Source organism: Paenibacillus sp. O199, assembly GCF_001636635.1.
Classification (GTDB): Bacteria; Bacillota; Bacilli; order Paenibacillales; family Paenibacillaceae; genus Paenibacillus; species Paenibacillus marchantiae.
Genome location: NZ_LGRP01000024.1, coordinates 1 through 23,366, shown reverse-complemented (window position 1 = coordinate 23,366; position 23,366 = coordinate 1). Strand labels below are relative to the sequence as shown.

Annotated in this window: 18 protein-coding genes and 1 pseudogene; 2 read left to right on the top strand and 17 right to left on the bottom strand. The window is 48.0% G+C overall.

Features of this window, described 5'->3' with window-relative positions:
• Positions 1–225 precede the first annotated feature (225 nt).
• Entirely contained in the window at positions 226–1,491 is a 1,266-nt protein-coding gene (locus tag A6049_RS24710; RefSeq protein ID WP_161490634.1) for an MFS transporter, read from the top strand.
• Between the two features lie 341 nt (positions 1,492–1,832).
• On the opposite strand, the gene A6049_RS24705 is transcribed toward A6049_RS24710, so the two are convergent.
• From A6049_RS24705 to A6049_RS24625, 15 genes are all read right to left on the bottom strand, one after another.
• Positions 1,833–3,038: a nitric oxide synthase oxygenase gene (locus tag A6049_RS24705; RefSeq protein WP_063567196.1), complete on the bottom strand. Its 1,206-nt coding sequence runs from the start codon at positions 3,036–3,038 to the stop codon at positions 1,833–1,835.
• 128 nt (positions 3,039–3,166) lie between these two features.
• Positions 3,167–3,646, bottom strand: coding sequence for a Dps family protein (locus tag A6049_RS24700; protein WP_063567195.1), 480 nt, complete (start codon positions 3,644–3,646; stop codon positions 3,167–3,169).
• 339 nt (positions 3,647–3,985) lie between these two features.
• The gene (locus A6049_RS24695; protein WP_063567194.1) at positions 3,986–4,726 is read right to left on the bottom strand and encodes an HAD family hydrolase; all 741 of its coding nucleotides are present in this window, start codon (positions 4,724–4,726) and stop codon (positions 3,986–3,988) included.
• A 523-nt stretch (positions 4,727–5,249) separates the two neighbouring features.
• Positions 5,250–7,007: an adenine deaminase gene (locus A6049_RS24685; protein WP_063567192.1), complete on the bottom strand. Its 1,758-nt coding sequence runs from the start codon at positions 7,005–7,007 to the stop codon at positions 5,250–5,252.
• A gap of 119 nt (positions 7,008–7,126) precedes the next feature.
• On the bottom strand, positions 7,127–8,185 hold the full coding sequence (locus A6049_RS24680; protein WP_063567191.1) for an ABC transporter ATP-binding protein: 1,059 nt from the start codon (positions 8,183–8,185) through the stop codon (positions 7,127–7,129).
• A gap of 18 nt (positions 8,186–8,203) precedes the next feature.
• A complete protein-coding gene (locus tag A6049_RS24675) occupies positions 8,204–8,995 on the bottom strand; it encodes an ABC transporter permease (protein ID WP_024632851.1) in 792 nt (263 codons plus the stop codon).
• Between the two features lie 4 nt (positions 8,996–8,999).
• Positions 9,000–9,818 carry an ABC transporter permease gene (locus A6049_RS24670; protein ID WP_063567190.1) on the bottom strand — a complete coding sequence of 273 codons (819 nt, stop codon included), beginning with the start codon at positions 9,816–9,818 and terminating at the stop codon, positions 9,000–9,002.
• A gap of 199 nt (positions 9,819–10,017) precedes the next feature.
• Positions 10,018–10,956: a nucleoside hydrolase gene (locus tag A6049_RS24665; protein ID WP_063567189.1), complete on the bottom strand. Its 939-nt coding sequence runs from the start codon at positions 10,954–10,956 to the stop codon at positions 10,018–10,020.
• Positions 10,957–11,063: 107 nt separating this feature from the next.
• Complete coding sequence (locus A6049_RS24660) at positions 11,064–12,134, bottom strand: ABC transporter substrate-binding protein (RefSeq protein ID WP_063567243.1); 1,071 nt, start codon at positions 12,132–12,134, stop codon at positions 11,064–11,066.
• A 477-nt stretch (positions 12,135–12,611) separates the two neighbouring features.
• Positions 12,612–12,956 carry a Na-translocating system protein MpsC family protein gene (locus A6049_RS24650; RefSeq protein ID WP_024632855.1) on the bottom strand — a complete coding sequence of 115 codons (345 nt, stop codon included), beginning with the start codon at positions 12,954–12,956 and terminating at the stop codon, positions 12,612–12,614.
• Between the two features lie 408 nt (positions 12,957–13,364).
• Positions 13,365–14,258 (bottom strand): ROK family protein, encoded by an 894-nt coding sequence (locus A6049_RS24645; RefSeq protein ID WP_063567187.1) that lies wholly within the window; start codon positions 14,256–14,258, stop codon positions 13,365–13,367.
• A 19-nt stretch (positions 14,259–14,277) separates the two neighbouring features.
• Positions 14,278–15,759, bottom strand: coding sequence for a glycoside hydrolase family 32 protein (locus A6049_RS24640; protein ID WP_063567186.1), 1,482 nt, complete (start codon positions 15,757–15,759; stop codon positions 14,278–14,280).
• 98 nt (positions 15,760–15,857) lie between these two features.
• Positions 15,858–17,465: an ABC transporter substrate-binding protein gene (locus A6049_RS24635; RefSeq protein WP_063567185.1), complete on the bottom strand. Its 1,608-nt coding sequence runs from the start codon at positions 17,463–17,465 to the stop codon at positions 15,858–15,860.
• Positions 17,466–17,521: 56 nt separating this feature from the next.
• Positions 17,522–18,403 carry a carbohydrate ABC transporter permease gene (locus tag A6049_RS24630; RefSeq protein ID WP_063567184.1) on the bottom strand — a complete coding sequence of 294 codons (882 nt, stop codon included), beginning with the start codon at positions 18,401–18,403 and terminating at the stop codon, positions 17,522–17,524.
• 16 nt (positions 18,404–18,419) lie between these two features.
• Positions 18,420–19,313 (bottom strand): ABC transporter permease, encoded by an 894-nt coding sequence (locus A6049_RS24625; protein ID WP_240321538.1) that lies wholly within the window; start codon positions 19,311–19,313, stop codon positions 18,420–18,422.
• 507 nt (positions 19,314–19,820) lie between these two features.
• On the opposite strand from A6049_RS24625, the gene A6049_RS24620 reads away from it, so the two are divergent.
• Positions 19,821–20,882: a LacI family DNA-binding transcriptional regulator gene (locus tag A6049_RS24620; protein ID WP_063567183.1), complete on the top strand. Its 1,062-nt coding sequence runs from the start codon at positions 19,821–19,823 to the stop codon at positions 20,880–20,882.
• A gap of 165 nt (positions 20,883–21,047) precedes the next feature.
• Here the strand turns inward: A6049_RS24620 and A6049_RS24615 are convergent, their stop codons facing one another.
• Both A6049_RS24615 and A6049_RS24610 read right to left on the bottom strand, forming a co-directional pair.
• A complete protein-coding gene (locus tag A6049_RS24615; RefSeq protein WP_240321536.1) occupies positions 21,048–22,940 on the bottom strand; it encodes an FTR1 family iron permease in 1,893 nt (630 codons plus the stop codon).
• A 53-nt stretch (positions 22,941–22,993) separates the two neighbouring features.
• Positions 22,994–23,366 (bottom strand): annotated as a pseudogene (locus A6049_RS24610) (Dyp-type peroxidase domain-containing protein); the annotation flags it as partial.

The window sequence follows — 23,366 nt, the reverse complement described above, 5'->3', positions numbered from 1 at the left end:
ACCTTGAGCCTGTACACTTCTTTTCATGCATGCTTCATTACAAATCCCATCTATTATATATGATTCAGCTATATCCGCAATGGTTTTGATGTAAACGCCATGTGTTATTTCTTCTTATTCTCACAAATACAGCATACATTACGGATATATGTCGATATCTACGCATCCAAGTAGAGCGATTTCATGAGGATTTCCGAATCAAGTCATGTGAAAGGAGTCCTGTTCGTGGATATTCGTCGTAACCTGCCTTTGCTGATGATCATTTGTTTTCTGAGTCAGATGGGCGGTTTCATGATCCTGCCCCTGTTCCCTTTGTTTATTGAGGAATTCGGCCTGTCCGGCTGGATGATGGGGGTTATTTTTGCACTCTTTTATGTCGGTAAAGTGATTGGCGGGGTGCCCGCTGCGGCACTCTATCGAAAAATCGGGGGCAAGCGGGCACTTATTGCCATGCTTCTGCTGCTCGCTGTTTGTATGGGCGGTTTCGCTGTATCTTCTGCCGCACTAGTATTTGGTCTGCTGCGGCTGCTGCAAGGGCTCGCTTCTACCGGACTTACGGTCGTCGTACGTTCCATCATTGGGGATGAGGGGAACGTCGACAACCGGGGGCTCTACAACGGTTATATTAGCAGCAGTGAAGGTGGGGGCATGGTGCTGGGTCCGGTCATCAGCGGTTGGCTCTCGTTGCATTGGCCTTTGTCGGTGCCTTTTTTACTCGTTACCGTGTGCTGTCTGATGGCTGTGGTTGCGGCAATGGGGATGAAGACAGCAGCAAAGCCCAATCCTGTATCTGAGAATGTGGCGGACGGTCACGACTTAAGCGAGTCTCCAACGGATGCCAAACCAACGCAAACGCCTGCCGATTATACAGTTTCTCCAGTAAACGCTACTCCTAGCCCAATCATTCCGTCCACCGGACTTACCCGGAGGCAGCAACTGATTGGCTACGGTACGGTTCATTTCCTGGAGATGAGTGCTTATGCCGTGTTTCTGACTTACTTTGCATTGTATGCAGCTCATATCATGCAGTGGGACCCGTTTGCGATCAGTCTTGCCTTTACCGTCGTTGGTATTTCTACACTCGCGGCTGCTCCGGTAGCCGGTTACCTGTCTGATCGAATGGGTGATCGTCTGCTGCTCTGCATGTTCGGCATGCTGATGATTGGCATCGAAGTGGTGGTTTTTCTGAGCACATCTTCATATGTGCTGGTTTACGTGGGCATGCTGATCGGCGGCGTAGGCGGTGCATGTTACATGGATTCGTTCTTTGCTCATATCGGGGATCATATCCCGGACGAGGGTAGAAGCTCCGTCATAGGCAAAATTGTCTCTGTGGCAGAGATCGGTTCCATCGTGTCCCCTCTGGTGGCTGCTCTGCTTGTGGAGCGTGGATCGCTGTATACCGTGTTTGTGTTCAATCTGCTTCTGATTGCTGCTGCAATTGCCGTTCAGGCAGTGATGCGCAGCCGTTACAGATCGAAACGAGTGTAGACGCACAAAACTGCCCACATCAGTGGGCAGCCTCCAATCATTTTTTACCCAATAGTGCTGCGATATGTAGTGCATTTTCTTTGATTTTATTTTTCAAATAAGGGTCTGTGTTCTCAGGCAATTCCGTCGGCTTGTAAAACTTTGCTTCAAGAACTTCTACCCCATCGGGCTTCAAATCGCCTTCAAACTCCGTGCATGGGTAACCCTCCTATATTAAGTCATGATCCTTATTATAGAAGTGCAATTAATTTCCATATAGAGAAAGAATGTTCAGCTTTATTTCCTATTTTAGAGTCCGTGATTTGATGAAAAAACAGCAAAAAAAACAACCCGCTCGCACATCAGTGTGCAAACGGGCATTTCATTGGTGAGTTCTCAGCCTGAGGCTGATGATCCCCCTCGGGTTGTTGTTTTTCCCTGTCCATCCGTTCAGCTTCCGATTTCTCTGTATCCAATGTGTAGGAATGATCTCCATAGAAAAAGTTAGGCTTCACAATCTCATTGCGATAGGAACTGTGGAAAATATGCGTCGTTGCCGGAGACACCGGCGGAATCAGCCAGACCCAATCGCCTGTCATTTCGCGCCCGGCTTTCTCTTCCCGCTGCTCAAACAGGGCAAATTGCGCTGCCGCTGTGTGGTGATCCACAATGCTGACGCCTGCTTTCTTGAACGAATGCAGCACCGCTACATTCAGCTCTACCAGAGCCCGATCCTTCCAAAGTGTCGTTTCACTCGACGTATTCAAGCCAAGTGCTGCCGCTACCGCTGGTAGTTTATTATACCGAAACGTATCCGCCAGATTGCGTGCGCCAATCTCAGTGCCCATATACCAGCCGTTGAATGGTGCTGCCGGGTAGGATATGCCGCCAATCTCCAGCCGCATATCGGCAATCATTGGTACACCGTACCAGCGCATGTCCAGTTCAGCAATCTCGGGACGCTCCGGGTGTTCAATATTCACTTCCACGATGTCTTCCTTGGGCACAGGATACCACTCTGGAGCTTGCCCCTTAGCCTGGATAATCAATGGAAGCACATCATAAGGCGTGCCTTCCCCCAGCCAGCCAAGCGACATTGCTGTCTTCGTTAGCTCAACGGAGGCAGGATCACCTACAATGCCTTCCGTCGTCTCATATCCGGCATAACGGATTAACTGGTGATTCCAAATTCGCACAGGGGCTCCCTTCGGTCCATCAGGTGGAAGAATCGTAATCATGGGAATAATCTTCCCTTTGTTGGAAGCCGCTCTGATGTGCGTCATCACAGCATCTGCTGCCGTTCCAACCGTATCTGCATGACGTGCATCAACGATGCGCAGTTTATCCCAGAATAGCCGCCCGATGCAGCGATTGCTGTTCCGCCATGCCATTTTACAGCCATGCTCCAGTTCATCCGCAGTATGCACATATGTGCCTGTGTGCTCAATCTCGTTCAAAACTGCAACAAGCCGGGCCTGCGCGTCTTCACGCGAATGGCCCAGCTCTTCATAACATCTATATATAAACCGTTCAGCTTCATCCCGCAGTTCTTCCAGGTCTGTCCGCATTATTCACTCCACCAATCTATACATCTTGAATGCCATCATTATACGGCAAGCACACCGGATTTGTAAGCGAACGGGCACTTTGTTCACGGACTCTACATATCGTTGTTCAGGATGCAGGGTAACTTAGCTTATTTGCCCAGAAATGCGTTTAACATCCAGACCTCTTTATCCAATGCAGCAGTGAATCCAATCAACATATCTTCAGTTGCATTATCCTCAGCTTCGCCAGCTGCTTGAATACCCTCGTTAATTACACCCACCATCGCTTGCAGATCAGTAACTACGGTTTCTACCATTTTTTCAGCCGACAACTGTCCCTGTGCTTCCTCAACAGGTGACAACCGCAGTTGCTCAGCCATCGTTGCGACCGGACGTCCACCAATCGCCAATAGACGTTCTGCGGCTTCGTCCATATTCGCCGTAGCCAAGTTATACAGCTCTTCGAATTTGGCATGCAGTGTGAAGAAATGAGGACCTTTCACATACCAGTGGAAGTGGTGCAATTTAGTATACAGTACAGACCAACCAGCGATCTGGCGGTTCAGGACCTCTTGAAGTTCAGTAGCATGGTTTGCAAAAGTATTGTTTCTAGTTTGGATTGTGCTCATGGAATTTATCCCCTCTCGAATGTGATATAGTTTTGAATTTGATAACGTAACGTAACTTTCTTTCGTTTGTTTAATTTAGACTTAATCTAAATCTTGTTTTAATTATAGCACTGCCCTTATCCTTTGTGAAGGCTATAGCCTACTCTTTTGAATGAAGATTCCATGAAGCTACGCTTCATGTTTGGACAGTGTGAGAAGACCCCTTAAACACCTTTACACACAGTATCTATACCTCGATTTTCACCGATGTACAATGACAATCCTCACGTCCCATATAACAAAAAACAGCCCTGATCCTCACTGAGGATCAGGACTGCACCAACGCACATAGCGCACGCTTTATTGTTGAATCAACTCGGATGTAAGGATACGGCTTACCTCTTCATAACTACCCGCAACGTGATGAGGCTGATGCTCTGATTCTGGCAAAGCATCACGATGGTTGAACCAAATCACTTTCCATCCGGCATCCACTGCACCGATAACATCATTGCGCCAGGAATCGCCGATATAATAACTGGACTCGGAATCCGATCCTGTCCGCCTGCTTACATGCTCAAATAATCTGCGATCCGGCTTGGCGTAACCTAGGGTACCCGATATGAAGATCCGTTCCTCGGGAATAAGACTGAACACATCCAGCGCTTCGAGCTTCCGCTGCTGATGTTTTCCTTCTCCGTTGGTGATTAATCCCACCATATGCCCTTCTGCAAGAAGTCTTCGAATAAGCTCATATGCTCCATCAAAGGGCTGAATCTGAAACTGTCTACTCAAATACTGTGCTTGCAGTTCTTCAGCCTGTCCCTGTTCTAGGGGATATCCAAATTCCGCCATGGTCAGCTCAAATCTGCGATGACGCATCCGTTCCACCGCTTCCGGTTCGGGTACAGCAGACAAGTCTTCTTGGGCAGACAGCCAGTCGCTATAATAACGGAAGCGATGGTATGCCTCCCCATATGGGAACTCATCTGATAAACCAAGAACTTGCTGTAAAGCGCCACGAAGCGGCTGCAAGTGGTCATACAAGGTATCGTCTACGTCGAAAAATATAGCTTTTGGGGCGTTGTCGTTAGATAACATGATGGATCTCCCTTATTCGATCTCATAAAATTTAATTAATAATTACAATAATGTGGAAATAAATCCTGATAAATGCTAGCATATTTCTATAACGAATATTGCAAGGAAGTAGATTATATGGCATTCTCCTTATATCCCAAAGAACAGAAGCGAAAAGTATACAACTTAGTGTTAAATCTCTTCCTTTTTGTTGTTTCGACATCAGTGCTAATTTATATCCATTATAGTTACACTACTGTTCCAACATACAGCAACTTAATACTCATGGGTCCTATGATCAGTTGTGCCATAAGATCAGTGTACTATGCAGCAACTCTCAAGAAAATGAAGACGCATTGATAATCCACATCGACAATATAAATGTTATCGTTGCCATAAATGAGCTTCAAAAAAAAGGTAGGTGCACTGTATTCTTTCTCTACAGTATACCTACCTTTTTCTAATTCTTCACTTTAACTTATTTACAGTATTCCGCGATCAATCATCTAATTAAGAGATACTTCACGAATTATGTGTATTCCAATTAAAGTATCAACGGTACAACCTTGCCTGCATTCACATCAATCAGGCCGTGATCCGTAATTTTCAGAGCCGGACTTACCGCAAGGGAATGGGTACTGATGGACATGATTGGGTTATAGTGCACATAACCAAGAGACAACATCGCTGCACGCAGCTCTTTCACTTGGTGTGATACTACTGCCAGCGGTTCCTCCGTCAATATACCACCCACAGGAAGTTCGAGATGGGACAACACTTTGCCGTCTTCCACCACACAGAACCCACCCTGGCTCGAAATTACCGTGTTAGCTGCTAAGATCATATCTTCACGATTGCGTCCTACGACCAATAGGTTGTGGTTATCATGTGAATATGTTGTTGCAATGGCACCACGCTTGATCGTGTCTCCACCAATCAAACCATGTGCTCGGTTACCGTTCACACCATAACGTTCAAAGGTCGCAATCTGTCCATATCCACTCTCTTCCCAGAGAAGTTCACCATTCGCAGCCTGAACCTGTGCGATATGTTCTTCCACAAAGGTTGAACCATCCTTCACCATCATAACCCGGCAGTTGTTTAAACCATTTTCAGATAACTGCGCGTCTGAGTCAGATGCTTGACTTTGCCCGTTCACCTTCGGATCAGACAAACGGATTGCAAAATCCTCGGCTCCCAGCAGATCCAATTGCACGCTTTGGTAAAAGTGAGGCGGGAACTGTCCACTAATTCGGTCCTGCTTGTACGGTTCGTAGTCGTCATAAGCTTTACGGCCATTTTTGTATACCTGCTCTACTGCAAGTGTATCTAAGTTGGACAGCAGCACATAGTCCGCCACTTTGCCTGGGGCAATGCTACCGCGATCGGTCATTTTCATCCGGGATGCAGGGGTTGAGGTTGCAGCGTAAATCGCATCTTCGGGGCGCATCCCCATCCGAATGGCTTTACGCACGATATGATCCAGATGTCCTCGTTCCACTAGCGAATCTGGCATAACATCGTCTGTTACGAAGCAGAAATGCTGAGCGACATCATGCTGAATCAGGTATTCCATGACTTCTGGCGTCATCGATTTTTCCTGAATTTCAATGAACATACCTGCCGCAATTCGCGCCTGCAAGCCCTCAATGCTCTGATGCGTATGATCGGAATCGATGCCCGCATAGATCAGTCGGTGCAGATCCAGCCCAAGCAATTTCGGTGTATGACCTTCGATCACAAGATCTGGATAGTTTTTGCGAATATGCTGAAGAATCTGATTGGTCTTGCATTCCGGATCACGGATGACGTCCACATAGTTCATGATCTCACCCAGACAGATGATCTCTCCAGTAGCGAGCAGCACATCCATGTCTTCGATTTCAATTGAACCACCTGTTGTTTCCATGGGAGTCGCCGGAACGGAGCTTGGGATGGCGTAAAACATGTCCACCGTTGTCTCACGACTGGCCGACATCATCTCCTGCACACCTTCCAGCCCAAACACATTCGCCATCTCATGCGGTTCCGCCACAATGGACGTTACCCCGCAGCGGATCAGGCCATGGGAAAAGGTTGCCGGTGTCACCATCGTACTCTCAATGTGCAGATGAATATCAATAAGGCCCGGAATCATGTAACGTCCGCGTGCATCAATCACTTCATCGGCTTCAATCATCTCCGGTCCACCTGGACCAACATACATAAATCTACCGTCCAGTACAGCCACGTTGTTCATTTCGAATCGTTTATAATAACTGTTATACACATGTACATTCTTAATTAGTTGATCTGCACGCATGGGGCATAATCTCCTTCTTCATGAGCATCTTACAGCGATCCAGAGCAGCAGTTACAACTAGCTATATTGCTCTGGATTCAGCTGATAAATGCCTCTTTTGCTGCTTCTGCTTCCTGCGGCTATTCCACAAGGACAAGTTTATCCTGCGGGAAAATCAGATTAACCCGCTGTCCGCTGAGATAAGGTGTCTCCATCTCCTGATTGGCTGTGAAGTCGCCAAGTTCTGTCTCAATGACGTACTGATAACTGCGTCCAAGATACGTGCTTACTTTGATAATCCCTGGCAAAGCATTTGCCATGTCCCCAGAGGTATCTCCGCTAACCATCAGATCATCCGGACGAATCGCACCTTTGCGTGCACCGGGACGTGCTGTTCCGGGATGCGCTGTTGCCGTGAACAAACGACCACCCGCTTTCAGCGTGATCACCTCTCCTGCATCACTGCGCTCTGCGAATTCAATAAAATTGTGGAAGCCGATAAATTGGGCTACAAATTCTGTGGCCGGGTATTTAAAAATCGTCTCCGGGCGGTCGAGCTGCTCGACAACGCCTTTGTTCATAATCGCTACCTGATCCGAGATGGAGAAGCACTCCTCCTGATCATGAGAGACATAAAGCGTCGTAATGCCCAGTTCCTGCTGAATCCGGCGGATCTCCACCCGCATATTCAGCCGCAGGTTGGCATCCAGGTTACTGAGCGGTTCATCAAACAACAGCAAATCCGGTTCAATGACGAGTGCGCGGGCAATCGCCACACGCTGACGCTGTCCACCGGACAGTTCCTGCGGGAAGCGTTTCTCGAAGCCGTTCAGGTTCACCACTTCAAGGATGCGCATTACGCGTGAAGAAATATCCTTGTCTTTTACCTTGCGCATCCGCAGGCCGAAGGCCACGTTGTCATAGACAGACAGATGCGGGAACAGCGCATAACTCTGAAATACAAATCCGAAATTCCGCTTGTTTACCGGAACCTTCGTATAATCCTTGCCGCCGAACATAAACTTGCCCTGTGTTGCTTCCAGGAATCCGGCGATGAGGCGCAGCGTAGTTGTTTTGCCGCAACCGCTCGGTCCGAGCAGGGAGAGCAGCTTACCTTTTTCCAGCTCCAATTGAAAATCCTTCAGGATCGTCTGGTTATCGTAAGCCACCGATACGCGATCCAATGTCAGCAATGCCATAGCGTTCTGCGCCTCCAATTAACGTTTAGTAAAGTATGAGAATCCGCCCATGATCCGTTCGATCACGAACATTAAAAGTCCAGTTAATACCATCAAAAGCACGGAAATGGCTGCAATGGTTGGGTCAAAATAATTTTCTACATAGGTCAGCATCTGAATAGGCAATGTGCTTACCCCTGGTCCGGTCATAAACACGGAAATGTCCACGTTGTTGAACGATTCCAAAAAGGCAATCAGCACCGCAGCGAGAATTCCTGAGCGAATGTTAGGCAGCACGATCTGGAAGAACGTTCTTACCCGTCCCGCGCCGAGACTCAGGGCTGCTTCTTCTACCGCAAAGTCAAAGCTCGACAGACTCGATGCGATAACGCGAATGATAAATGGAAGCATAATAATCGTGTGACCGATCAGCAAACCCAAATACATCGGCAGATGATAGATCACGATGAGGTATTTCATCAATGTAAAACCAAGCACGATTCCCGGAATGAGTACCGGAGACAAGAACAATGCATTCAGCACGGACTTGCCCTTGAAATCATAACGACTAAGTGCGTACGCAGCTGGAACCCCGAGCAACAGCGCCAGCAAATTCCCCAGCAGGGAAATGATGATGGACGTCTGGAACGTGCGGAGGAAACCGCCTGTGTTGAAAATATTCTCGTACCAGCGGAGGGAAAAGCCCTCCGGCGGAAATTTGAGTACCGTCCCCGGTTCAAACGAAGTCACCGAGATGATCAGAAGCGGGCCCAGCAGAAAGATAAAGACCAGCAGACTGAACAGGCCCAGCCCGATATGTTTCTCCCGCATATGTCTACCCCTTCGGATTTAAAGTTTTGGCCATTTTGTTCATGACACCGACCACGACAAACGTAATGACAATCATAATCGCAGCAACGACCGAGGCCAGATACCAGTCGTTCAGGGTCATGGCGTTCTGATAGAGGAACGTCGCAATTACACGCTGTTTGCCTCCCAATAGTGCAGGCGTTGTATAAGCCGTCAGGCTTCCGACAAAAACAAGTACGGCTCCGATAACGAGCCCTGGCACAGCCAGCGGGAACACCACCCGGCGAAATGCCGTGAAGCGGGATGCACCCAAACTCTGTGCTGCCTTGAGCAGATCACCATCGATGTTCTCAAGCACACCGACCAGGGAAATGATCATAAGTGGCAGGAACAGATGGGTCAAACCAATCATCATGGCTGCCGGCGTATAAAGAATATCCAGCGGCTTGTCCACGATACCAAGCCCAACAAGGGCGTTGTTGATCAGCCCTTTGCGTCCGAGAATAATCATCCAGCTAAACGAGCGCACAACCGGGCTCGTCAGCAGTGGGAAGATTGCCAGCGCGAGCAGAATGCCTTTGCGGCGCGGCGCTTTCTGTGAAATATAATAAGCTGTCGGGAATCCGAGCACCACGCAGACGATGGTGGTGACCACGCTGACCTGCAGCGTCGTAAGCAATATTTTCAAAAAGTAAGGGTCTCTGAAAAAATGCATATATCCTTCAAACGTGAAGGAGTTTTCTTGAAAAAACGTCGATCCGATCGTCAGGACAATCGGAATGATCATAAATGCCGCCAAAAACACAAATCCCGGCAGCAATAGCCAGTATACTGATTTCTTCATCGCGGTACTCCTGACATAAGAATTAGAGATTTATACTCGGATACTCCGATTGCAGTACCGTCCTTCGATCCCTGTTATCCCCCGATTTTTCTGATTCCTTTTCAATGGAGAAAATCGGGGGATAAAGGGGAACGCTTCGCTTCTCCAGATCGGTTCTGCACTCTCCGCAATCGTATAAATATCTTATTGGGTCGAGCAATTAAGAATTTAACGCATTAATAAACAACTCAAGAAATGCTTCGGCATCTACCGTTTCACATACCAATGTGTTGGGTTGTTCACCCAAACGGTTTTGGAAGTCACATACCATCTGACCATCGCACAGGCGGCTGGCCGTCTCTACATCAACGTAATACGATTTGCGTCCAACCAGTTCCGGGGCAAGAGCGACACCAACGGCCAGTGGATCATGCAGGGCACAGGCGCGTATGCCGTTCATTTCTTCATACCGCTTGATGTAAATCTCCGTGCTCTGTGCCACGTAATCGCGCAACACCGGATCAGTTAATCGTCCGATGGCTTTTTCATTCAGCAGCGTTTGGCGGGTAACATCCAAGCCCACCTGCGTAAGCTTCTCGAAACCTGCATGCAATACAATGCGTGCGGCTTCGGGATCGGCGTACGTGTTGTACTCCGCAGTAGGTGTAACATTGCCATGTCCACGAACGACGCCACCCATGAAGATGACTTCCTTCAATAATGTAGGTAGTTCAGGACACTTCATTAACGCAAGCGCCAGATTCGTTAATGGCGCGGTCATGATTAGTGTTAGTTCGCCTGGGTACAACTTCGCTTGTTCAACGATAAATTCCGGGGCAAAACCTTCATCCGCCTGCTTGGACACGGCCGGATCGGGCAGCGCACCACCCAATCCATCTTGTCCATGTACCCGGTGCTCATAGTGAGACTTGCGTGTGAGTGGCCCAGCCGCTCCGGCAATGACCGGAATGGAGGGTGCTCCCACCAGCTCGAGAATTTTGCATGTATTATCCGTTGCCTGCTGGAGCGATACATTCCCACAGACCGTGGTAATTCCGAGAATGTCCAGCTTCCGACTCTTGACGGCCAGCAAGATCGCCAGCGCGTCATCAATACCGGTATCCACATCCAGAATGATGCGATTTCCTGTTTCACTCATACATTCCCAACTCCTTTTTCGTTCAATGATTGCTTGCTGCAAATTTTTGTTTGTCGAGCACAATCTATACCTGTCTCTAAACCTTATCGTTCTAACGCTAATTATGCTTATTGTGCAATCTCGCGGTTCCAACGATCTGTCCATGCTTTAGCCTGTTGATTCACAAATTCCATATCCAGCTTGTTCAGCTTGCCAACTACGTCCGCACCATATGTTACGCCTTCAGCTTCTTCGGCATTCAATTCAACCTTCGTATTTACCGGGGAGTCCACTTTCGCTTTGGCGGATTTGGTTTGTACATCCTGGCTCAACTGCCAGTTGATGAATTCTTCAGCGAGTTCTTTGTTCTTACTGCCTTTCACGACATTGATCGTATTCATGACTGCATATGCACCTTCGCTAGGTGTAACAAACTTCGCATTTGGAACTGCAGCTTTCAGGTCTTTGAAGTACATTTCCATAATCGGTCCGCCCGCAATCTCTTCTTGGGAGAACATGTTCACGAATTCGGAAGTTTGCGTGTAGAATTTAACAACGTTGCTGCTTAATTTTTTCAGTTCCGCAAATGCTGCATCTTCATTAAACGTTTCGTTTCCGGCTACACGGGAAGCTGCATCCAATACCATCGGGCCTGCTGTTGCCGTAATATTCGGAATGGTCAGGTTACCCGCAAACGCCGGGTCCCACAGATCTGCCCATGAAGTGACTTCTTTGTTAACGAGGTCTGGATTATAAGCGATTCCGAGCTGTCCAACCGTATAGGCCGGGCCGTAATCTTCGCCAAGCGGTGCTTTGGCAATATCATAAATATCATTCACATTCGGAATTTTGGAGCGGTCGATTTTCTCAAACAAACCTTCATCAATACCTTGCTGTGCATAGTAATCGGACAAATAGATCACATCCACATTGGATGTACCTTGGCGGATTTTGTTCAAACGCTCAGCGTTGTTACCCACTTCAAGCACGATGTCTACATTATGTTCTTTTTCAAATGGACCAAATACTTCTTCATTGAAGAAATCTTCCGAGAACCCCCAAGTGGAGATGACCAGCTTAGTTGGCGCCGTGCCTCCGCTGCCTGATCCGCCTGTTGCGTTCTCTGTGCTGCTGCCGCAACCTGCAAGTAATACCGATGTCATTGCCACTGCCGCCAAACCGCTAATCCACTTTTTCATCATGATCCTGATTCCCCCTGATATGTGTGATTTAACAACCCAAACCATTAAGTTGAACTAGCTTGATAACGCATTTCACCTAGAAAACAGAAAGAACCTGGAGAAACGAAGTGTTCGCCTAAAAGCTTTCTGAAAGAAAGCTTCTTCGAAAGCATAAGCTATCACAAGATTTCTACCTTTATTAAAGGGAATAAAAGAAATCTGGGGATAACAGCGATCGGAAGGTCTTCTGATTTTCGAAGGGTACATGCGTTATCTAGGGCTAGTTCAACTTAAAAAAACAAAAAGAAAAGCATTCTTGTATAAACAAGAACACTTTTCTTCGTAAACAAAGGAAAGCGACACCCGCTGCCGGTACATCATCGGTTTCTGCTTCAGAATCAATCCGAAGTCAGACGCCATCATATGAAATTGTTTGGAATCCGAATGATGAATTAGAATCGTTCGCACCGCATGCATCGAACCTGTCGATCCATCCTATGCTTGTTCCAATATCACATTCGTGATGGCCCACTGCGTGGACGCATCGTAATCCCGTAATACAGCTTCGATTGGCAAACCCATGTGCTGCTCCAACTTCTCCCTGAATTTCTTCTTATACAAGACAGACATGCGGAAGTCCACTTCCAGCTTCAAGCCGGGGGCCTCCCCTTCCAGGGCGTCAGAGCGCGGTGAACGTCGGTGCTTCGCGTAGAAGGTTACAATGTTCTGATCAATGGTCACTCTCAGGAGAGTGGTCCCAAAGCCGAACAGTTCCTTCGAAATTTCGTTATAATACTGGCACATCTTCTTCTTGCTCTCATTGCTGTCCAGCAGTTCCATGAACTCACCCACATCATTTACTACCGTACGTTCGACGTGTTAACACGATTGATTATACATATATCTACGATTTTAGGCAACCCAAAAGATATAGTTAACATGCAAATAACACATAAAAGCGAACGATAGGTATAAACTAGCGAAAACAATTCGTAAATATTCACCGTGAGCGTGCTTAGCGTTACCTGTATCTCTTTTCTCTATTATTCTTGCTTAAAAACCCAATTTTGATACTCGTTCTCTGGATGAAACTCAAAACGACTGAGCATCACCTTTTCCTGATCCGCCTTGAACCGTGGCGTACTTTTTCTTGTAGTAAATGAGACAAAAATCCCACAAAGGACGGTGAGGTCACATAGCCAAGTGAACCTGCATCCGTCCCTTCTGGGACATTATTAATATAAGAAATTATAAAGCCGACGTTGGATGTTGCTGCAATGCCTCTAAACCCAATGCAAGGGCACCGCATAGTCCTGCGTGCTGGCCCAATCCCGGCTGGACAATATATTGATTGATATGTTGCGTTATTGAGGCTGCATTCACATAACCATTCAGATTTCGTACAACCCGCTCCCGGATCATGGGGAACAGATGACTTTGCTGCATCACCCCTCCGCCCAAGATGACCTTTTGCGGGGAATGAAGCAGAATGGCTGTCGTGATGGACTCCGCAATGTAAAAGGATTCGATCTCCCAGGCAGGGTGGTCTGCCGGCAGTTCGCTGCCAGGGCTCTGCCAACGGGCTTGAATGGCTGGCCCCGCAGCCATGCCCTCCAAGCAATCGCCATGATACGGACATAATCCGGCAAAATGATCCTCCGGGTGCCGTCTCGTCCGGATGTGTCCCCCCTCTGGGTGCAGCAATCCATGCACACGTTTACCTCCCGCCACAAGTCCAATCCCAACACCTGTGCCGATTGTATAATACACACAGTTTTCCAATCCCTTTGCTGCTCCCCAAGTGACTTCTCCAAGGGCCGCTGCATTCACATCCGTATCCCATCCGAAGGGAATCGGGAATTCGCGCTTCAATGATCCAATAACATTACAGTTTCCCCACCCTGGCTTGGGCGTTGTTGTAATGTAACCATAGGTGGGGCTATCGGGTTGCAGATCAATCGGACCAAAGGAGCCGATTCCGATTGCGGCTACTCCTTTATCCCTGAAATAGTCAATAACCTTCGCCAGTGTGGTCTGGGGATGTTCCGTTGGAAAGCTGCACCAATCTTCAATTTCCCCTCGCTCGTTACCTACACCACATACAAACTTCGTTCCACCGGCTTCTATTGCTCCTATACGCATCTTACTGTCCCCCTCGCGATTATTCCCACTGACCTTCAACTCGGATGGGGGATAGCTCGTAGATATGAAGCGAAGCAAATACTACATCCTTATTCTCGGACTGAACAGAGATTCCCTCGGAACCCGCATCCGGATAGATCAGATCCGTAATAACCGCTTGACCGTCATTGGCAAATACCTCTACGGATGAGTAATCCACATAAATACGCAGATGTTGGTTGCCGTCCACTGCTTTTAATCCAGCTGCATGGCGGCCCAGGAAATGTTCATGGAAATCGCTAATACCCGATCGACTGCGATCAACATATACCTCATTCTGACGAACGTCCACGCCGATGAGCGTTTCATTGTCCGCACCACTTCGTAATGCAAATTGAACAGATTGATCAGAAGGCCATTCCGCATGAATCTCATAGTTTACAAGGCCCAAGGTGTTCAACTGCTCACTCACTTGTCTAATAGAAGTATTCTGTAAGGACAGTACTGGCGTGCGTGCTTGCTCCAGCTCGCGTACAGGACGCTGAACCAGCAGGACTTCTCCGTCCCTTTTCTCCAATGTCAGCTCTCTCGCAATGGTCATCGCTCCGCGGTATGCTTCGGTTGGTGTCTGATTGGCATACATCCAGTTGCTCATCCAGCCCATAAACAGACGTCTGCCGTCTTCGGCCGGAATGTCGGACCAACTGACCCCTGCGTAGTTATCCCGACCATGATCAAGCCAGCGAACGGTATGGGAAGCTTCATCAGGAACAAATGTAATGCCATCAAAATCTCCGGTGAAGTATTGCGTTCTGGAGCCTTCTTTGAAGGCCGGATCTGCACCAATGCTGACGAGCATCACCCATTTCTCCTGGCTCGCATCTCCATCCACGGCCAGCGGGAACAGGTCAGGGCACTCCCATACGCCATCATGCGAACCGATCCCTGCGCCGAATTCACTGCCCAGTGTCCAATCCTTCAGATTGGAGGAATGGTACAGACATACCGTTTGACCACAAGCGATAATCATAATCCATTCCTTGGTCTGTTCATGCCAGAACACTTTGGGATCACGGAAATCCACGAACGACTCATGCTCCAGTACCGGATTGTCCTCGTATTTCATCCATGTTCTGCCGCTATCCTTGCTATATGCGAGGCTCTGAGACTGAACGGGAGGATTGTTTGGCACCTCCTGATGATGGGTGAAAATAGCCACCAGTCCTGGCTCATCGTCAAAGAATCCGGACGTATTGTTCCAGTCCACCACGGCGCTGCCGGAAAATATCATGCCATGCTCATCCGGCGCCAAAGCCACAGGCAGCTCTTCCCAGGTAACCAGGTCCTTGGTCACCGCGTGTCCCCAATGCATCGGTCCCCATGTTGTGCCAAATGGATGATGCTGATAGAACAAGTGATACTCGCCTTTGAAAAATACCATACCGTTGGGGTCATTCATCCAATTTTTCTTGGGCGAGAAGTGATAGGCGCCCCGGTAATCCGTTGTTGAAATGGTAGACATGTTGGTTTACTCCTTTGATTCAAACCGTTGAAGAGGAGACTTGCTTCACTCACGCACCTTAATGCTATGTACGGCAGAGTCTCCTCATCGAGTTTGTTTTATTGGGTATTGCGGTCATATCCCGCTTGTTTAATTTGAAGCCACTCTTGCAAGCCAAGACGATCCAGCTCTTTCAGATAAGCATCCCACTCCTTATCGATCTTTCCGTTCTGATACCATTCCGTGCGCATACGCAGCACATAGGCGAACAGATCGGTCTCAATCGTGGAGAGGCGGTCGAGTTCATCAATCGAGAAGAACACTTTTGGATAGACGTTTTCTGCTTTCATATGTGGAACCATAACTTTGTCAAGCAATTCCATACGCCATGCGGCATCATCCGGTTTGGTCGTGTATTTATCATAGTAACTGTCGAGAATGGCCAGTGGTCCTGATATACTCGTTTTCTGTCTGAGCTCAACAGGTGCAGAGCCTTCCAGCGGAAGATGCTTCAGCATGCCTTTGGCTTCATCGAATTCAAATATATTCTGCTGTGTCTCATCGCCGTAGGTTCCCCAGTTATTCTGCACGGATTGGAGCGGATCGTACAATTGGTCCACCCACTTCGCTGTGGATTCCAGATTTTTATTGCTGCTCGTAATAACCATACGTCCCCGGTCGAGACCAATACCATTCGTACGTGCAACATTAACCTCTCCATTGGGCCCGGCAACCGGAGGCAGAACATCATAGGTATCATTCATGCCTGTAATGTTGGCCTTATCCCAAGTGAAGTACATGCCATACTTGTTGTCTTTGCCCTTGGCCAGATACGTATTCCAATCCTGCTGATACGCTTCGATGTCCACGAGACCTTCCTGAACCAATTCGTGAATATATTTGACCGCTTCCTTGTAGCCTTCATCAGCTGCCGTGAATACCACTTTTCCATCGTTGGTTACAACCGTGTGATCCGAGTTCTCTCCAAGTCCAAATGCGGCAAAGAGAAATGTCAGATCTTCTCCGCCAGGCTTGTTAATGAAAGACAACGGGATTTCGTCCGCCTTACCATTACCGTTGGGATCCTGGGTTTTGAACGCAATCAGCACTTGTTTCAGCTCTTCGGTCGTCGTTGGCATCTTCAATCCAAGCTTGTTCAGCCACTCCACATTGATCCAGGGCAAGTCATCAACCGCCTGTATGCGCTGCTTGCCACTTCCGAGCTCCTCAATCCAGGGAAAGGAATAAATATGTCCGTCTGGAGCCGTAATCATGCTTTTGTATTCGGGAGCTTCCTCCAGCACCTTTTGCAGATTCGGCATGTATTGCTCAATCAGGTCTTCCAGTGGAATGATGGCCCCGTCCTTCGCCAGTTTCAGGAGATCATAATCCCCATAACCTGCATCAAAGATGGCATCCGGCAAATCACCGCTGGCTACCGCCAGGTTTCTTTTTTCCGCGAACACATCACTCGTATAGTTCTTCCAGTTGATATGCACATTGGTTTTCTCTTCGAGTCTCTTGTTAATCAGCTTCTCGTTCGGATCAGAAGGAGCCAGGGGAGAGCTCTGTGTTATAAAATTCAATGTCACTTTGCCATCAGGTGACTGAGCTTCACTCGCTGCACCGCCTCCTCCCCCGCCACAAGCCGAGAGCAGGAGCATAGCTGACAACATGGAAATGGATGCCGTTGTAGCGGCTTTTCTGGACTTGTTCACTTTTTTCATGATAATGACCTCCGTGGATTATGTTGGATCGAGCGCGCTATATTTCAGGCTGTTCACTATTTGAGCGAACCTACCATGACACCTTTTTCGAAATATTTCTGAAAGAACGGATACATGATGATGAGTGGCAGACTCGAAATGACAATGGCTGAATATTTGATCATTTCCGAGAGCCGTTTCAGTTCTGCCATCGCAAGCTGATCACTGATCATGCCCGGTGCAGCCTGATTCTGAATCAGAATGGAGCGCAGAACGAGCTGTAACGGATGAAGGTTCGGGTTGTCCAGATAGATCATGGCGTCAAAATAGGAATTCCACTGCCCTACAAACGCGTACAACGCGAGGACAAAAATGATAGGTTTTGATAACGGAATGACGATCTGGAAGAAAATCTTCATCTCGGAGGCGCCATCCACATTGGCGGCTTCTCTCAGTTCTCGCGGTACCCCTTTGAAGAAGGTTCTGGAGAGAATGATGTTCCATACGTTGACTGCGCCTGGGATGATAATGGCCCATACCGTGTCCAGCATGCCGAGATTACGAACAAGCAGATAGGTAGGGATCAAACCGCCACCGAAGAACATCGTGATGATAAATATAATCATGAAAAACCCTCGCCCAGCCAGCCTATCATCAGATAAGGCATACCCTGCAAATATGGAGACGGTCACCGTCACGAGTGCAAAGGAAACCGAGTACAGCACCGCATTGGCAAATCCTCGAATCATGGCCGGATTGGATAGAATCATCTGATACCCGTCCAGACTCCAGTCGGATACATTGAAGGACAATCCCCGATTCAGCAGCACAGTAGGGTCCATAAATGAGGCGATAACGATGTAAATCAAAGGAACGACCACAACCAGTACAGCACAGGTGAGAAAGATGGCGTTCAGTGCGAGGATCAGACGATCCATTCCCGTGTGTTTGACTACCATGGATAATACTCCTTTCCTAATAGAGGCCTTCGCCTTCATTCAATTTCTTCACAATCAGATTCACAGTCACCAGCAAAATGACATTGATGACCGAGTTGAACAATCCCACTGCCGCAGAATAAGCGTAATCTCCGGACTGCAAGCCCACCTTGTAGACATACGTGGCAATGATCTCGGAGGAAGGCAGGTTCATGGACGTCTGCATCAGGTAGGCCTTCTCAAATCCAATCGACATGATTCCGCCAGCGGCAAGAATAAATACGATAGCCATAATCGGACGAATCGTCGGAAGGTCGATGTGGCGAATACGCTGAAGTAGATTGGCTCCATCCAGATTGGCTGCATTGTGAAGTTCCGGATCGACATTGGCCAAAGCAGCGACATAAATGATGGAAGCCCAGCCTGCTCCGGTCCAAATATCCGACAAAATGTAGATCCAGCGGAAATATTCCGGCTCGGACATGAACATGATTGGATGACCGGTAATCCATGTCGCGAATTGGTTAACCGGTCCTGTCGGGGATAGGAAGATGAACAGCATACCCACAACGACAACAACCGATATGAAGTTGGGTGCATACAGAAACAATTGAATATTTTTTTTCACTCCGGCTTTACGTACCTGATTGAGCATAAGAGCAAGTAGAATGGGCACCGGAAAACTGAATATCAACCCCAAAAAGCTCAGTTTAAGCGTATTCATTAAAATGATATCGAAATTGGGTGAAGCTATAAATTTCTCGAAATGCTTCAGTCCTACCCACTCACTGCCCATGATGCCTTTGATTGGACTAAAATCCTTAAATGCGATAATGGCTCCGTACATCGGGATGTATTTGAAGATAAGGGTCAGGATCAGAGCTGGTGCGAGTAACAAATACAAAAAATAATTCTTTTTGAACTGCTGCATCCTGTGACCGGTTGATGTCCTCTCTTTCAACGCCCTTCCTGTACCCTTTTTGGTATCCACCGTGTTATCCAACACATGACCTCCGTTCATTCCTGAAGTTGACAATTGTTTTTAGTAAGGGCTTTCAATATTTACAATTGCTCATTTAATAATTTACAATTTAGCAGGTAATCTAGGCATTAGTCAATACATTTTGTAAAAAAATAATTGTGCATTTGATAACATTTTGTGTATTTTTCGAGTTATGAATGTGCATTAAATGGTATATATAACGTTTGTTTAATTCCCTTAAATCTGTCATTCCCCTTATCATCAGTAGGATACTTCGAACTAATTATCATTTGTAACGAAACTTCTGAATATAAATAATAGCGCATTATCTGAATTATAAATGTAAACTAAATTGTGCATATGTAAAATTGAGATTGCTATTTGTTTCGATCTATTATACATTTGACTAAGATAATACTATGGACGACCATATGATCATTAGAGGTGAAGCACTAGATGGCAAAAGAAAAGGTTACGATACAGGACATCGCGGATGCTTTGGGCATCTCCCGGAATACAGCTTCCAAAGCCTTGAATGATAGCGGAAACATCCCGGATGAGACACGTAATCGTGTAATTAAAAAAGCAATTGAACTTAAATATAAACAGTTTGCCTATATGGAAAATGAGCATGTTCTAACCAAAGCTCCAAGCAATATCGCCCTGTTAACGGAAAATCTGCCCAATACATCTCACTTTGGTTCAATGTTAATCAGCGGTCTGGAGAAAAGAATCAGCGCAGAGGGGTACAATCTCTCCATTCATATTGTGCGTGAGGTTGATCAGGATTCACTTACACTTCCTAACAATTTTGATATTTCCAACGTAGATGGCATCATCTGCATTGAATTGTTCGATCTGAAATATACGCAGCTTATTACCGATCTGGGAATTCCCACAATCTTCATCGATTGCGCGTCTGACATATGTTTTCCGGAATTTCATGCAGATTTGCTGCTGATGGAGAATGAGCACAGCACGTACCAGTTAACCAGAAAGTTAATTGAGAGCGGTTATAACCATATTGGATTTGCCGGGGATTACAATCATTGCAAAAGCTTTAATGAACGTTGGGTAGGGTATCAGCGGGCCATGCTGGAAGCGGGCCTGCAGGTCGATCCATCCGAATGCATTGTGGATGATGACCGCCTGTTCTTCTCGAAGCCCGGCTGGTTGAACGAGCGAGTAGCGGAGCTGAAGTCACTGCCTGATGCGTATGTGTGTGCCAACGACTTTATCGCAGTCGATCTCATCAGAGCTTTGAGAGCGAGGAGTGTTACAGTGCCGCAGGATATCGTCATATGCGGCTTTGATAACGCACCTGAATCACGGATTATTGAGCCTGCATTAACGACGGTTCATATCTACAGCAACGAAATGGGCATCAAGGCTGCGGAGATGCTGTTATCCCGGATTGATCATCCGTCACAGCCTTATCAGGTCTCGCATATCGTGACCAAACCGATCATACGGGAGTCCACTCCCACACTTATGAATGCCAATCCACAAACCGTTTAACTTATCTCATGAATCTCTAAAAAAATAAATAGCCGTATCTTTCACGCAGAGTAGATCGTGAAGGATACGGCTTTTTTAAAGGGACTTCTATATGCCCTTTGTATGATGCAGTCACAATATGACGCGAACAGGATACGGCCTCTAACCAACATTCGTAGCTCCGTGCTACACGGATGCCTTGGATGCTCCTTTGGCCGAACTTACCTCTGTACGAATCAGATTAAAGATCATAAAGACCAGCACAACGAGTTGTGGAATAAAGGTCTCCCATGTCGGATACATGCCAAGCCAGCCAATCGTTGGCAGACTCGGCACAACATGAGCCCCCAGCGCTGCTGAGACTTGAAGGGAGTGAATACTCTCTCCAAGGAAACGAAATACCAGATAATAAATCAGCAGCGTAGCGGTCAGGAAAAACCATCGTACAGGCAGACGTACACTGAACTGAATAATGGCCACAGCCAATACAATCAGGATGAGCAATGCTGCCCCCATACCGATCAACATCTGCGAGGTATCAATTGCAGGCGCCATGCCAATATAAAAGATCGCAGTCTCCGCACCTTCTCGCAATATGGCGAGTCCCGCCACAGCAAAGAGTGACCACAGACTCCCCCTTGCCAGTGCACCACCTACTTGTCGCTGTACATAACTATTCCAGGAGCGGGTATTCGATTTGCTATGCATCCAATGCCCAACCGTCAACATCAGTAAAACGGCTGCAAGCCCCGTATACCCCTCAATCATCTCCCGTGTGCTACCCGATGATGCCACAGCAAGGGTCAGCGACAGTACAACGGCCAGCGCCGCACTAAGCAGCAGACCACTACCGGCACCAGCCCAGATCCAGCGCCGGGCCGCAGTCTCACCACTTTTCTTGGCATAAGCGAGCAATGCAGCCAGTACCAGAATGGCTTCCAATCCTTCGCGAAGCAGAATCAATGCTGCATCCCATGCCGTGTATGAGGTGGTAGCCGTTAACGGCTCCAGCCGATTGATCATTCGGGTTACAACCTCGGTTGCCTTCGCCGTATTTGGCGGATTGGAGACGACATATCCGGATGCTTCCGCCATTTCATTCTCAATAGCCGTATATGAAGCGGGAGATGATATCTGCACCTGACCTTCAACTAAAGGCCAGGCCACGATAAACTGCTCCAATCCCGTTGCAGCAGAAGTGGTATCCCCGGCTTGAATCTGCTGCTCTATTTGCTCCAGTAATTTCAGCAGGTCGGACAATGAAGAAACACCAGAGGATGCTGACGTATCCTCAACTTCCCCTTCCTTGAGTGTCCCTGCACTGTAGTCCGTGAGCAACGTGACTAGTTCCTGCATACGCTCTGTTGCCTGTTCTTCCTTGCGGGGCTCGGCCTGCATTGAAATACGAACCAGGCTGATGTCTTTTTCCAACTGGCTGTATACGCCAAAATGATCCTGACGGATCGGAGCTTCGGTGCCTTTCCAGGCCGTAACAATCCGTTTATAGGCATGCTCTGCCTGGGTCCAATCGCCCTGTTCCATTGCACTCAGACTTTTACGTGCGTCTGGCAGCAGCCTTTCGGCCGCTTTACGGCCTGCGTCGCTGCTCTCTTCCGCACCCTGAAACGCCTCAATGTACTGATTGGTCGCACGGGCAAGATCCGCCAATGCTTTCTTGGCAGCATCAGAATCATTGCCCGACAGTGCCTGTTCCGCTTTAGACAAAGCTTCAACTACAACGCTGGCGGTCGTCGCAACCTGATCTGCGTTCTGCTCCGGCACCAACGTGCTGGCAGCATCCCACAGTTGCCGGAATTCGGCGACGTCCTCCGTGGCTTCTGCCAGCTTGCCCTGTCCCGCTTCAACCAAGGCGCTGCCCACAGGCGGCAATAGACTATCCAGTTGTTTTTGCACGGACTGCTCATTGTTTTGGAGCTCCTCAGCAGAAGCGTGTGGCATGCCCGGTAAACGAATTACACTGGACCCCACCATCAGGAACACCAGCAGCATCAGCAAGGAGCGCATCAACCTTCCTTTGTACAGCCGCTTCGGCGCCTTCCGATCTGCGATCCTGCTCATCTTTGTCATCCTCCCCATTCCTCTGAAACCGATCAGTGCCATCTAACCTTCTATTAAATCAAGGTGTCCCCAATATATCCGCCATTCGTAATCCCCGGGAAACAGGCAAATACAGCACTGCCTGTGTGCACGGTATATTCGTTCAGCTTGTCGTTCTTTGCCAGTCGTTTCTGAATCGGAACAAACTGCTTCTCCAGGTCCCGTTGATAACTAATGAACAGCAAACCTGCATCCAGCTGTCCGGTCTTGGCATCGAGCCCACTCGAATACGAGTAGGAGCGGCGTAAAATTTGCTGACTGCCATCACCCTTCGCGAGACGCAGATGTGACGTTGCCGGAATGACAGGCTGTCCATCGGCAGACTTGGCCTTCAGATCTACCGGATCGAACTCGCCGCGGCTGCCGAGCGGCGCTCCGCTATCCCGG